This is a genomic window from Schaalia sp. JY-X159, assembly GCF_014525425.1.
In the GTDB taxonomy this organism is placed as follows: Bacteria; Actinomycetota; Actinomycetes; order Actinomycetales; family Actinomycetaceae; genus Scrofimicrobium.
On the sequence record NZ_JACEXI010000004.1, the window covers coordinates 123,364 to 136,572 of the forward strand.

Genomic DNA, 13,209 nt, shown 5'->3' on the forward strand with positions numbered 1-13,209 from the left:
TCCTCAAGTCTAGAGCCGCGAAGACGCGAAATGTCGGAGGGGTGGGGGATACTCGCTGCTAGCGAAAGATTTCTGGTCTTCCGAAGTACCTGTGCTGTAGAGAGAGGGGTCTGGCATGTCGGATGGGGTCATTCTTGATGGCTGCCAGCAGGCGGCAGTGGATGCCGCGAGCAGTGGGGGACACGTCCACGTCGTAGGGGGCCCCGGAACTGGTAAGACAACTGTTGCGCTGGCCGCAATGACTGAGGCACAGAGGCGGCTAGCAAACGTTGACCATCAACTCTGGGCACCCGCCCTGCTCTTGGTTCCTGACCGTCGACGGGCACGCGAAGCTGAGGTGTTGCTTGCTCGCAGGTCTGCAGGGGAACTGTCTGGATTGAGCGCGGATGGGAGCCACCGTTTAGTGAGGTCCCTTAGCTCCTACGCCTACCTGATTCTGGGGCTGTGGTTGGTTGAGAGAGAGGATGCACTCGAGCGGCCGGTGATGCTTTCCGGTGCCGATGAGGACGCTTGGCTTGCAACCTTCTTGGAGGCAAGTGAGGTTGCGCGGCGGGAAGTTCCAGAAGTGGTGCTCCGAAGTTCCCAGTTCCGCATGGAGGTGCGCAACATAATGGCGCGCTGCGGGCAGGCGGGACTGCTTCCAGGGGATCTGGGACTTCTTGGTGTTGAGTTTGAGAAGCCGACCTGGAGAGTGGCTGCAACGGCCTACGCCGCCTACGCCGGCGACCGAAGCGCCTTCACGACCTCCTCGTCCCACATCGATGCCGCTCGAATACCGCTGATCGCCGCGGGAGTTCTTCGCGTTTGGGATTCGCTCGCGGAAGCTGAGGGGGTAGTGACGCCGAAGCCTCTGCCCGGCGTGGTGATAGTCGACGATTCTCAAGATCTCCCAAGGTCCGCGCTCCCCCTACTGGAAGAGATGGCATCCGCAGGATCTCAGGTGGTAATCACAGGAAGCCCAGATGAGGCGGTGGCTGCATTCCGTGGTGGGGTTCCAGATCTTGGCCGTATCTGCGCAGAAGAACTCGGAGCCTCTCGGGTACTGCTGCGGGACAATCACAGGTCGGCTCAAGGTGTTGCGTCGGCGATCCAGGAGGTAGAGGGCTGGTTTACTCCGCGGAGACGGGACCGGATCAGTAGGGAGGTCGTGCTTGACTCTGAGCACCGCGAAACCGGAGAGGGGGACGCGCCCAAGCGCGTTCTTGTTGAATCGCTGGCCACCCAGTCGCACTTGACGGAGCGGGTCAGTGCAGTCTTCCGTGCTTCGCATCTGTTTGGTGGCGTGGACTGGAAAGACATGGCGGTCGTTGTGCGTCACGCTGACGCGGTCGATGGTGTGGCTCGTGCTCTGGCACGGAACGGAGTTCCGGTGCAGAGCGGGGAGCGGCCCGTTGTACTCTCCAAAGTCCCATTGGTCTCCTCCATGTTGTCTCTACTCACCATCAAAGATGGTGATATGACTGCCGAAGCAGCCGACCAGGAAGCGTTAGAACTGGCAGTTTCTCCCCTTGTCAGGGTTGACTCCCTGGGCTTGTTCCGCATCTTGAGAGACTTTCGTGGTCAAGTTGAACCCGATGAACCCTCCGGCATCTGTGCCTTGTTCGACGCAATCGAGGCTGGCCGATATGTGCCGTCTCAACCCGGTCTCCAAGGCTCGTTCAGGAAGCTAAAGGTGGCCTCGCAGCTCTGGTCTGTGCGAGCCGCGGCTGCAGCGATGCCTGCGCAACAGGGGCTATGGATGGTTTGGGACATGTCAGGATTGGCGGAACCACTCCGTGACTCCGCGCTGCGTGGGGCTTCATCCGGGCGTGCCGCATCAGAAGACTTGGACAGTGTGCTCGCGTTATTCCGCAAGGCGGACCTGTGGAGCCAAGAGAGAGCAGATCAAGGTTCGACGGCGGCAGATGCCCGCACATTCGCGGAGCAAATCCTTGGGCAAACCATTGCCACAGATCCGCTTGTTCCACGCGGCCTCAACGAAGCTGGCGTATGGATTGTTACGCCCACGCAGGCTGCGGGAAGGGAATGGGAGACAGTTGTGGTCACGGGCTTGGACGAAGGGTCGTGGCCCTCCCCCCTGAGACGTGGCCTGGGTGATCTTCCGACGCTTGAAGGCATTCTGGATGATGCGCGGCTGCGTGGTTGGCCGGGTGAATCCCGGATTGCTGACTTCCTGCCAGATCGCAGCGCCGCGGTTCCTTTCAACCGGGCAGTTGCTTCTGCATCCCGAAGAGTAGATGAGGCGCGACTCTTCCTGGTTGCAATCTCTCGTTCACGGGGGGATGTTCACCTTCTGTGCACGAACAATGAGGACTCCTCGCCCTCGGCCTTCATAACCAATCTTCTTGACTCAGGCGTGGCCGGTGAGGTGCGGAGGACGGGCGGTCAGGAAGGGCAGGTGGGCTCGGCGCTGACGATTCCGACACTTGTCTCACAAATGCGAAGGAGACTAGTCGGTACGAATAGCTCCTCGGATGAGAAAAAGGAGGCTGCACGCGTTCTTGCGCTCTTGTGGCGTGAAGGTGTGGATCAAGCAGATCCGGGCCTGTGGGACACCGGAGGGTCGCTAAGTACGGACAGTCCGGTGCTGGAACAGGGACCCGTTCGCCTTGGTCCATCGTCCATCCAGACAGCTGTCGATTGCGGTCTGAAGTGGTTCCTCCAGGATATAGGTGGGCACAATCAGGAGCTTCACTCAGAGGCAAGGAACCTTGATGGGGCAATGATCGGGACGATCATGCACAGGTTAGCTGAGGCAAACCCGCATGCAGGGCCTGCGGAGATGAGGTTGGCGTTAGATCAAGCTTGGGAACAGCTTGGCCTCACCCTAGATACCTACTGGGAGAGAAGGGCATTTTCTGAGATGTCCAACATGGCCACCCGGATGGGACAGTACTTTTCTTCTTTCAAAGGTGAGGTGCTTACTGAGCAGACGGTGAGGTTTCCTCTGGGAGACGTCCTCGTCTCGGGGCGTGCGGACAGGATCGAAATCGATGGCGAAGGCTTGGCGCGGGTCATTGATGTTAAGACGGGGAAGTCAGACGCCAGGGCCAAAGGCGAGGACAACCTGCAGCTTGCCGTCTACCAGGTTGGCGTAGTGGAAGACGGATACCAGACGGGCGGCGCGGCATTGCTAGCACTGCGAAGCGACAGCCCGCTGAAGGCACAGGAAGCATTCGATCAGGAACAGATTGGTGAGACGAAGGGTCTTCTTCGAGACCTGGGTGATCAGTTGGGTGGTAAGCGCCTGCTGGCTCGTCCGGAGGCTTCCCTCTGTCGGTCTTGTGCCTTTCGGCATGTTTGTCCTGCCCAGGCCGACTCGACAAGGAGCAGCGAATGAGGGAACACGCTCTTGGGTGCGACGCACATGTTGGAGCGCCGCCAAGTGAGAAGCCGGGGTCACCTTCTCTAGCAGAGTTGATTCGGACACTTGGTTTGCAGACACCTACTTCCGAGCAGGCAGCAATCGCAGAGTATCCGCCCTTCAGCGAAGTTGACGGTGTCGAGCGGGGGCTTCCGCTGCTTGTTGTCGCCGGGGCAGGGTCAGGAAAAACAGAGACCCTGTCACTGCGCGCCACGTATATCGCAGCACACTACGGCATCCCCGGAGAGAGCATACTTGGCCTGACGTTTACCCGGAAGGCAGCGGGGGAGCTGTCGCAGAGGCTTCGGGATCGACTTCAGTCATGGGCCGATATCTGCCAAGAGAGCGGTGGGGGAGCCTCGGCGGGTGCAGGCTTGGCTTCACGGTTGGACTTCAGTCACGTTCCAGAGGCAACGACATACAACGCATTTGCACTTGGCATCGTGCAAGAGTTCGGTGGGGCAGCGGGGTTCGACCCTCAGGTGTCCCATATGGGGGAAGCCGCAGCATGGCAACTCATGAGCGAGGTTGTGGCGTCGTGGCGTGAAGACCTTGCAAAGGAAGATTCAGAGGCGACGGTCGTTGAGAGGGCGCTAGGCCTCAGGGATGCCATTGCAAATCAAGCGATGACTGTCGAGCAGGCACGTGCCGGACTCCTAAGGCTTTATGGACAGTTTGAGAGTGCTCGCCTTGAAGGAAAGAGGTCTTTCACCAAGTCCTTCTATGTTCCGGGTCAGCAAACAGTATCTCAGCGCCTCGAACTACTCAAAATGATCGAGGTCTTCGATCAACGTAAACAAGCCATGGGGCAAATGGACTATGCCGACCAAGTCAGTGCGGCGATACGGATAGTCGAAGAGTTTCCAGCAGTGCGCGAAGAACTCCGAGAACGCCACAAAGTGGTCTTTCTGGATGAGTTTCAAGATACCTCTGTTGCGCAGATGCGGTTCTTGGCATCCCTCTTCGGAGACCACCCGGTCACCGCGGTGGGTGACCCCAATCAGGCGATTTATGGTTGGCGTGGCGCTTCCGCGGCTTCACTTGAGGAGTTTCATCCTAGGTTCAACAGGGGGGCTGTACCTGAAAAGACACTGACTCTGTCGACTGCTTGGCGTAACGACCAAGCTATTCTTCGGGCTGCTAATGTCCTGGCGGCGCCGCTTGCGAAAGTCCCAACCTATGCGCGCACCTCACGGAAAAATGAGGGGTCCGAGGTGGTTCTTCCACAACTTCAATCTCGAAGTCACGCTGGCGTGGGTTCATCACAGGCAGTCTTTACCGTCACAGACAGCGAAGCGTTGCTACGCACAGTTGAGTTCGTCAAGCAGTCCCGTGAGAAGTTCTCTGCCGATGACGGTCACACGCCTGCTTCGGTTGCAGTTCTGTCCCGAACGAGGGCCGCTTTGCAGCCGGTAGTAACCGCCCTTCGTGAGGCCGGAGTGCCTGCACAGATCGTTGGTGGGGACTCTTTGCTTGGACATCCGGTGATACGGGACCTCAGGGCAGCCCTAGAGATATCTAACGACGTCGGCAAGTCTGCGCAGCTTCTAAGACTACTAACCCACCTTGACCTTGGTGCAGGGGACCTTCGAGCCCTAGGGAACTATGCGAGAGCACTTTCCTTCCGGCGCAGTTTGCCCTCAGGCGACCGGTCCCAGCATTCGACACCTGAAGCGGAGTTGCAGCATTCAAAGGACAAGGGGCAGGTGGGCCGAGCTTCGGAGCGTGAGGCGCCTCTACTGCTCGATGCAGTTGATGCCTGCTCCCAAGGTGTTCCGATTAAGGGCCTCAGCGAGGTTGGGGCACGGCGCGTTGCACGCCTCGGGATGCGACTGCGCAATCTCCGGTCGTGGTCCACGATGGGTCTGGCAGAGCAGATTCAGGAAGCCAGAAGTCTGCTGGGATTGGACCAGGAGGCAGCGGCGGATCCGACCTCTGAAGATGTCACAGCAGTCCTGGATGTCTTTGCTGATGTCGCACTTGAGTATGAGGCCGGAGCTCAAAGGGCAACCATGGGAGCATTTCTCACCTGGCTGGATGCAGTGGAGAAAAAGGAGCGGGGTCTTTCTGTTCCGTCCGTCAACATCGATCCCAATGCTGTCCAAGTCATGACCATTCATGCCTCAAAGGGACTCGAATGGGATGCAGTAGCCCTGGTCGATGTGGCAGCTAGTCGCTTTCCCAGTACAAGGGGAAAGGGCTCAACTACGTCAAAGGGTGTCACCAAGCCTCCACAGATTCCTGCTCCCGCAATGGGCTGGTGGCAGGATGCGGGTGTTCTGCCATATCCGCTCCGGGATGACCACGCCCATCTTCCGGATCCGCAAATATGGGACATGTCCAGATCCGGAGGTGCAATGGCTGCGGAGTTCAAAGAAGAGGTTGGCCAGTACCTCCAGGATGAGGAACGCAGACTCGCTTATGTTGCTGTGACCCGAGCAAAGCGCGCACTACTGTTGATTGGCTCTTGGTTCGGGGATGGTGTGACACCTCGTTTTCCGTCCGTATTCATGGCGGAGCTTTTTGCAGCGGCGAAGAGTGCCACCGGGGTGAACAGCGGTCCGGCCTGGCGCGACTTCCTTGATGGTAGTCCCCATGACTTTTCCGTTCCCAGCAACAGCAATGGGCATCGTGGGAAGTCCGCAGCTGTTCCTGCTCTCACCATGGGCGAGCTTGCCCCCCTTCCTCCCCGCGAGGAATGGGAGTCGTTGACTCGCCGCGGCGAGTCAACGGTGTTCCCGCGGGATCCGGGTCCCGTGCGACGGCAAGGCGAGCAGGCGGCAGCCCGCGTTATCGAAGCATTCACGAGTGATGACAACCAGACTGCCAGTCGGTCGGAAAGTCTTGCGTCCCTATCCGACCAACTCTTAGCAAAAACGACCGAGTTGCTCCTTGCGGAGCGTGATCATGAAGAGGCATGGCAAAAGGGTATTGAGCAGAATCTCAGCGGAGACGGTGTCCTAGATCGCGTTGCCTTGTTACGTCCACTTTCAGTCACCGAGATTGCTGGGTTTGCGGTGGATCCCCAGGTTGGTGCTCGCGATATGTTGAGGCCGGTACCTGCCAAACCGGGCCAATCGGCGCTGGTTGGAACACTGCTTCATTCCTGGTTAGAGAGGAAGTTACGGCGGCTTTCCGTCGCGGCTGCCAATCCCGACGGCGAAGAAGGCGAGCGTGGCAGCGGCGTGCTCAGTCCGGATGAGTATGAGCTTTTTTCTGAGCTGAGGACGTCGGCAGAAGCGATTGACCTAACTCAATATGAGGTTGTCGCGGTTGAAGTTCCCTTCACGGTCACTCAACGGGGGCGGATAGTCCGTGGTCGAATCGATGCGGTCTTGCGGGACTCAAGTGGCGACTATATGTTGATCGATTGGAAGACGTCCTCGCGCAAGAAAACCTCACTGAGTGCGCAGGAACGCAAGCGCTATGGGACCCAACTGGGCTATTACCGGCAGGCATGGGCTGACCGTGCAGAAGCCGATAATTCCTCTTTGACGTGTGCACTAGTTTTCATCTACCCGGGGGGCACCTGGTGGGTGTCAGAAGCTGAAATTGTGGGCGAGGACCCTGCTCAGATGTAGAAGGTTCACCGGGGCGCCGTTAGGGGACTTCGATGCTGCCGGTCTGGTCGGTGCTGCGGGCTTGGCCAAGCCTGCCGGTCTGGTCTGAATCCCACGTGGGCTCCGCCCCGGTTGGGTGGGTTCCTGCTGATCGAGCTGACTGATGCGGAAATGGGTCATAAGCGCCGGTGGCATGTTCCTGATCCTCAGCTGTCTCCTGAGTGCCACCCAAGCCAATTCTTCGAGGACTCTGCGCTGAGGGCACAATCACCTCTGTTTCTTGTGCCTGCCACCTCGAACGTGGCCCGGAGCCAGTCCCGGGTTCAGTCTGCTGCAACCGCATTAGGGGCTCCTCTTCCACGGTGAAGGCGATCTCAACAACCTCTTGCCGTTTGGGTACCAACCTGTGGTCGCCAATCTCAGAGTCCATGTCTCGAAGCGCCTGCACACCGGCTCGTCGCCATTCACGATCCTCACATGCGACTCCGCGCGCGTACCACCTGAGAGTCTCAAGTTCCGCAAGCAGCGTTGCGCGGGCAAGTACATGCAAGTCGGGAGATTTCCTGGCTAAAGCGTATGCCGATTCAAATGAGCTTAGGAACGCATCTGATGCATATAGCATCAGCCATGCCATGTCCTGCGCTGGGTCCCCAACTGCCGCAGAATCAAACCCGAAGATTCCCAGCACTGCTCCGCCGGGGGCCACATACACATCTTGAGAGCATAAGGAGCCGTGGAGTGGGACTGGTTGAAAGACCCAAAGTGAGTCTTCACTGAGCGCGTCAAGCCACCTGGACCTCAATCGCGCAGGGATCGCGCTCACATGCCTATCGACGAGCTGCTTGAGAGCACGGCGTGTTCTCTCGGCATCTGCGTACTGTCCACAGATGCGCGCAAATTGGGTCGCCTCCAGCTCGTGAAGCGCCGCCAAAGATGATCCAAGTGACTTGGGGAGAAGGCCTGCTACGGAAAGGTTCTCGTTAGTGAGCGCTGCGCCGCCGGGATGGCGAAAGACCATTACGGTGCCTCCACCATTGCGACGGATCTCTCCCTCCAATACTGGCGTCTCGAAAGGGAGTTTCCGGTCTGCCTGTGCGTCTTTCAAGAAGTCGGTAGTCCTAACGAAACGCTCCTCCTTCTTGTCGCTCCACGCATGGGCCGGGGCCCAGGAAAGCCATGAATCGCCAAGAGCGTCGACAAGGGACAGCCATTGACCAGAGTCAGATGACTGCATTGCTCCCCTTATTCCCCTCACCTGAATGGATGGCATCGCGGCGGAGCTCAGAGCCGCAAGTTCGAGTTCCGATACTGGCTGGACATTCTTGGATTCAGACATCACTGCCTAACGCTATCGTGCGGACCGAGCGAAGAGTGGATCACACCCCGAATTGGCATCGGTTAGGCTTCACGTGTGAGTACTGACTTTTCTTCCGCCATCGCCGCACTGCGAATCACCATGGGTAACATCGTGGCTGTCTCCAATCCTGACTTCCTGAAGTCTGAGATTGCGAGGTTGTCTGAGGCCGCAGCTGCCCCCGACCTTTGGGATGATGCTGATGAGGCTCAGAAGGTGACCTCGGAGCTCAGTCACATGCAGTCCGACCTTGAACGTCTTGATCGGACAGTCGCACGCATCGATGACCTTGAAGTTCTTGTTGAAATGGCTGAAGAGTCGTCCGACGAGGACGAAAAACGCGAACTCCTTGCAGAGGCGCAGACTGATTTGGGTGCCCTTGAGGCCGATGTAGCTGAGTTGGAGATCCGAACCCTGCTGGACGGTGAGTACGACGAACGGCACGCTGTCGTGACTATTCGGTCCGGTGCGGGCGGGGTTGACGCTGCAGACTTCGCTCAAATGCTCATGCGTATGTACTTGAGGTGGGCTGAACGCAAGGGCTACAAGACTCGCGTCCTCGACACATCCTATGCGGAAGGTGCAGGAATAAAGTCGGCAACTTTCGAGGTTGAGGCGCCCTATGCCTACGGCACACTCTCTGTGGAAGCGGGAACCCACCGACTGGTCCGCATCAGTCCATTTGATAATCAGGGGAGACGTCAAACCAGTTTTGCGGCAGTGGAGATAATCCCCCTGATTGAAACCACGGACGAGGTCGATATTCCTGAAACCGAGCTGAAGATCGATGTCTTCCGTTCCTCAGGTCCAGGAGGTCAGTCTGTGAACACGACGGACTCTGCAGTGCGAATGACGCATATCCCCACTGGCATAGTTGTCTCAATGCAGGACGAGAAATCGCAGATCCAGAACCGTGCGGCAGCACTGCGTGTCCTCCAGTCCAGACTACTCATCCTTCGTCATGAGGAAGAAAAGGCCATGAAGGATGAACTGAAGGGCGATGTCAAGGCTTCTTGGGGTGATCAGATGCGCTCGTACGTTCTGCAGCCTTTCCAGATGGTCAAAGACTTGAGGACGGAGCATGAATCGGGCAATACCCAGGCTGTTTTTGACGGGGACTTAGATGACTTCATTGATGCGGGAATCCGTTGGAGGAAGAACAGTCAAAAAGAACAGTTTGGTGCCTGAGCGCAAAATCAGCACACGAGGGCGCGCCGCTGAGAACCGTGATCATTGCCTGCATAGGGTAGAACGGTTGACAACTCAGTCAGGTCCAGGGCCCCAGAGCAAGAGTTTGTGAGTAGTGAGAGATGATCCGTTTCGAAAACGTTACCAAGGTGTACGCACGCGGAGCCGCGCCTGCACTCGACGATGTCTCCCTTGAGATTGAGCGAGAAGAATTCGTCTTCTTGGTAGGAAAATCAGGTTCTGGAAAGTCAACATTCCTCCAGTTGGTTCTCCGTGAGCAGCGTGCAACTGTGGGGTCAGTCTGGGTCTTGGGTCGCGACCTCACGCATTTGTCGCAATGGCGCGTGCCAAAGCTGCGTCGCCAAGTAGGGACGGTGTTTCAAGATTTCCGTCTGCTTCCACAGAAAACCGTGTATGAGAATGTGGCTCTGGCGATGCAGGTCATTGGAAGACCAAAACACGCCATTGCCGCGGCTGTTCCCGAAGTAGTAGAAATGGTCGGGTTGCAGGGCAAAGAGAGTCGGCTCCCTAGCGAGCTATCTGGTGGTGAGGAGCAACGTGTTGCTATCGCTCGGGCGATGGTGAATCGCCCACCTTTACTCCTTGCCGATGAGCCCACAGGGAACCTGGATCCGGAGACCAGCCTGGGGATTATGCGGTTGTTGGACAGGATTAACCGCTCTGGAACCACGGTAGTTATGGCAACCCACGACTCGAAGATTGTCGATCAAATGCGTAAGCGCGTCATCGAGTTGGAGGACGGACATGTCATCCGCGATCAGGATCGCGGCGTATACGGGGGGACGCGCTAACCATGCGACTCAGATTCATTCTGTCGGAGACCGGTAAGGGCCTGTCCCGAAACAAGGCGATGGCAGTTGCCGTCATAATTGTTACCTATATTTCTCTTCTCTTTGTTGGTGTTGCTGCGCTCGCTCAAATCCAGGTCAACATGTTGAGGACTGACTGGTACGACAAGATCGAAGTTTCGATTTACATGTGCGCGGCAGATGACCGTGCGCCGTCTTGTGATCTTCAAGAAGCGACTGAAGAGCAGATAGACGAGGTACGCACACGCCTTGCGTCGGACGACCTCCGGCCGTATGTCGAAGAGGTATACGAAGAAACAAAAGAAGAGGCGTTTGCAGCCTTCCAAGAAATGTACGGTGACACCGCATTGGGGGACTGGACCAGTGCGGACATGCTGCAGTTCTCTTTCCGCGTGAAACTTGTTGATCCGGAGCAGTACGAGATCATTCAGGAGGAGTTTGGCGGAAGCCCCGGTGTCTCCGAAGTTCGGGATCAGCGGGAGCTTGTCGAACCAATGTTCAATGTTATCGAAATGGCGAAGCTACTCTCTCTCGCGCTTGCGGGGATTATGACGATTGCGGCTGTCCTTCTGATCACGGTAACGATCCGATTGAGTGCAATGAGCAGGGAGCGTGAAACCCAGATCATGCGTCTGGTCGGCGCGTCGAACCTCTTCATTCAGGCACCATTTATGGTCGAGGGCGCAATCGCAGCACTAGTTGGGGCAGCCTTGGCGGTTGGGACACTGTTTGGTGGAGTCCACCTGTTGGTTAACAACTGGTTGGCCGATTCGTTCAATTGGGCCCAGTTCATTGGGTTCCAGGAAGTTTGGATGATCACGCCTCTTCTGGTGGGAGCAGCTCTTCTGTTAGCCTTGGTCGCATCTGCATTCTCATTGGCCAAGTACACGCGGGTGTGATACATGAGTTCAAACAGTAGTCAGAAGAAGAATCCGGCTCGACGTCGACGCTGGATACAGTTTGGCGCGATCCTAGCGGCAGTTGCACTGGTGATGATGACGGTCTTGTCGATCCCCGCGATGGATGCGTCCGCAGATGAGCGGTCGGACGCGGTTCAGCGACTCAATGAGAGCCGATCGAAAGTTGATGGCCTCCAGGACAAAGTTGAGGGCATCGATGCGGAGCTAGCTTCCCTGTTTCGGCAGATGGAGCAAACCAAGATAGATGTTGCTACCGCCCAAATTGAACTTGTTGATACAGAGGCAGAACTTGCAGAAGCGCAGCGCAACCTCACTACAGCGAGGGCCGAGCTGCAGGAGGCTCAAAGAGAACTTGATGAGCTCACAACTGCGGTAGGTGTCTCCCAGAGTAATGAGGGTACTCTTACCGCTGCCGTCGGGGATATGGCCAGAGAGCTGTACCGGGGGAAGTCCACCTCGACCATGCAGGTGGTCATGTCTGCTGAGGGGACAGCAGAGATCAACAGCAGAGCATCTGCGGCCAGCAGCCTGGGTCGGGTCCAGTCCAAGGCACTTGATGAAGTTCGCTCTTCATTGGTGGTGCAGGAGAACCAGCAGGAGCGTCAGACCGCGATCACCGAGAGAATTGCTGTCCTAGAGGCCGAGGCCAAGGCTGCAGCGGAGGCTGCTGAAGGAGCCAAAGCGATTGTCGAGGACAAGCTGGACGCCTTGGAGGAGCTGCAGGTAACACAGAGTCAAGCAGAAGCTGAATGGAACGCGCGTAAGAGTGAAGCGGAGGCGCAGTTGGCTTCCTATGACGCTGCCGGTGCGCAGGCTGCCTCGGATATTGCGCGAATTGACGGGGAGAATGCTACCAATCAGACAGTATTCGAGAGCGTTGGAGGCTCAGCTTCTGCATCCTCTGGCGGAGTGTTTGGAAATCCGTTCAGCTTCAGTGCCCCTGTGACCTCAAATTACGGGTGGCGAGTCCACCCCATTTTCGGCACTCCCAGGCTTCATGATGGAACTGATTTCGGAGCGGCGTGTGGAACCCCCCTTTTGGCAACACGAGCAGGACAAGTAACGTCGGCCGGTTGGCTTGATGGACTTGGCAATCAGGTCACCATCAACCACGGGTTGGTGAACGGAAGCTCGATGGTGACAAGATCAGGGCATATGCAAAGCATTGCAGTATCGGCAGGTCAGTCTGTGTCCCGCGGACAAATTATTGGATACACGGGCACCACCGGTAACTCGACGGGTTGCCACCTCCACCTGTCCCTGTTTGTCAACGGGTCGAGCACTTCAATCCTCGGCTATATGTAAGACTGCCTGCTTCGTGTAGGCATCCTCGACCGGGAGCCTACCTTGCGAGGTGCGACCACCTCTGTTGGGAGCATTCTTCATGCTGTATGCTGACGCGCTGATACCAAATGGGGATTGAGAGATGGCAAAGAACTGGAAGCAACCCAAACCCACTGAGGGTGAGCGCAAGAAGGCGCTATCTGACGAGAAGAAGGTCGTCGCCCGCAATCGTCGTGCCAGACACGATCTAGAGATCGAGGACACACTTGAGGCGGGGATCGCCCTCGGCGGTACCGAAGTGAAGGCGTTGCGGATGGGTAGAGCGTCTATTGTCGACGGGTGGGTAGAGTTTGACCGCGGCGAGGCATGGCTTTACGGAATCAACGTTCCCATGTATTCGCAAGGGTCGTGGAATAACCACGCGCCCACTCGTAAGCGGAAGCTTCTGATGCACAAGTCGGAAATTGAGAGGTTTGCGCAGCGCGTGTCGGCCAAGGGGTACACGGTTGTGCCATTGGAGTTGTACTTCATTGGGGGTCGGGCGAAGGTAGAGATCGGCCTTGGCCGAGGTAAGAAAGAGTGGGACAAGCGGCAAGCGTTGAGGGAAAAACAGGATGAACGTGAGGCTCGACGCGCAATGAGTAACTACCTCAAGAGACCCACCAGGGCATAGATGCTATAGCAATTACTAGTGGAAGCGTGTAAAGTT

The 13,209-nt window shown here is 57.3% G+C and carries 8 protein-coding genes; 7 read left to right on the forward strand and 1 reads right to left on the reverse strand.

Features of this window, described 5'->3' with window-relative positions:
• The first annotated feature begins 115 nt into the window (after positions 1–115).
• Both IDL90_RS08075 and IDL90_RS08080 read left to right on the forward strand, forming a co-directional pair.
• Positions 116–3,340 carry a UrvD/REP family ATP-dependent DNA helicase gene (locus tag IDL90_RS08075; RefSeq protein ID WP_187995041.1) on the forward strand — a complete coding sequence of 1,075 codons (3,225 nt, stop codon included), beginning with the start codon at positions 116–118 and terminating at the stop codon, positions 3,338–3,340.
• Complete coding sequence (locus tag IDL90_RS08080; RefSeq protein ID WP_182142101.1) at positions 3,337–6,945, forward strand: ATP-dependent DNA helicase; 3,609 nt, start codon at positions 3,337–3,339, stop codon at positions 6,943–6,945. Before IDL90_RS08075 ends, IDL90_RS08080 begins: the two co-directional genes overlap by 4 nt.
• A gap of 19 nt (positions 6,946–6,964) precedes the next feature.
• Here IDL90_RS08080 and IDL90_RS08085 read toward each other — a convergent pair whose 3' ends face one another.
• Positions 6,965–8,260, reverse strand: coding sequence for a phosphotransferase (locus tag IDL90_RS08085; RefSeq protein WP_262509144.1), 1,296 nt, complete (start codon positions 8,258–8,260; stop codon positions 6,965–6,967).
• Positions 8,261–8,380: 120 nt separating this feature from the next.
• Between IDL90_RS08085 and prfB the strand changes: the two genes are divergently transcribed.
• The 5 genes from prfB to smpB all read left to right on the forward strand — a co-directional run bounded on the left by prfB (position 8,381) and on the right by smpB (position 13,173).
• A complete protein-coding gene (gene prfB, locus IDL90_RS08090; RefSeq protein ID WP_223175298.1) occupies positions 8,381–9,466 on the forward strand; it encodes a peptide chain release factor 2 in 1,086 nt (361 codons plus the stop codon).
• 122 nt (positions 9,467–9,588) lie between these two features.
• Complete coding sequence (ftsE, locus tag IDL90_RS08095) at positions 9,589–10,278, forward strand: cell division ATP-binding protein FtsE (RefSeq protein ID WP_182142104.1); 690 nt, start codon at positions 9,589–9,591, stop codon at positions 10,276–10,278.
• A 2-nt stretch (positions 10,279–10,280) separates the two neighbouring features.
• The gene (ftsX, locus tag IDL90_RS08100; RefSeq protein WP_182142105.1) at positions 10,281–11,195 is read left to right on the forward strand and encodes a permease-like cell division protein FtsX; all 915 of its coding nucleotides are present in this window, start codon (positions 10,281–10,283) and stop codon (positions 11,193–11,195) included.
• A 3-nt stretch (positions 11,196–11,198) separates the two neighbouring features.
• Positions 11,199–12,521 carry a M23 family metallopeptidase gene (locus IDL90_RS08105; RefSeq protein ID WP_187995044.1) on the forward strand — a complete coding sequence of 441 codons (1,323 nt, stop codon included), beginning with the start codon at positions 11,199–11,201 and terminating at the stop codon, positions 12,519–12,521.
• Between the two features lie 121 nt (positions 12,522–12,642).
• Positions 12,643–13,173, forward strand: coding sequence for an SsrA-binding protein SmpB (gene smpB, locus IDL90_RS08110; RefSeq protein WP_182142107.1), 531 nt, complete (start codon positions 12,643–12,645; stop codon positions 13,171–13,173).
• Positions 13,174–13,209: the final 36 nt, after the last annotated feature.

Excerpts from the sequence above, each read along its gene's own strand:
- IDL90_RS08075 (WP_187995041.1), top strand. The coding sequence starts at position 116 with ATGTCGGATGGGGTCATTCTTGATGGCTGCCAGCAGGCGGCAGTGGAT.
- IDL90_RS08080 (WP_182142101.1), top strand. The coding sequence starts at position 3,337 with ATGAGGGAACACGCTCTTGGGTGCGACGCACATGTTGGAGCGCCGCCA.
- IDL90_RS08085 (WP_262509144.1), bottom strand. The coding sequence starts at position 8,260 with ATGTCTGAATCCAAGAATGTCCAGCCAGTATCGGAACTCGAACTTGCG.
- prfB (WP_223175298.1), top strand. The coding sequence starts at position 8,381 with ATGGGTAACATCGTGGCTGTCTCCAATCCTGACTTCCTGAAGTCTGAG.
- ftsE (WP_182142104.1), top strand. The coding sequence starts at position 9,589 with ATGATCCGTTTCGAAAACGTTACCAAGGTGTACGCACGCGGAGCCGCG.
- ftsX (WP_182142105.1), top strand. The coding sequence starts at position 10,281 with ATGCGACTCAGATTCATTCTGTCGGAGACCGGTAAGGGCCTGTCCCGA.
- IDL90_RS08105 (WP_187995044.1), top strand. The coding sequence starts at position 11,199 with ATGAGTTCAAACAGTAGTCAGAAGAAGAATCCGGCTCGACGTCGACGC.
- smpB (WP_182142107.1), top strand. The coding sequence starts at position 12,643 with ATGGCAAAGAACTGGAAGCAACCCAAACCCACTGAGGGTGAGCGCAAG.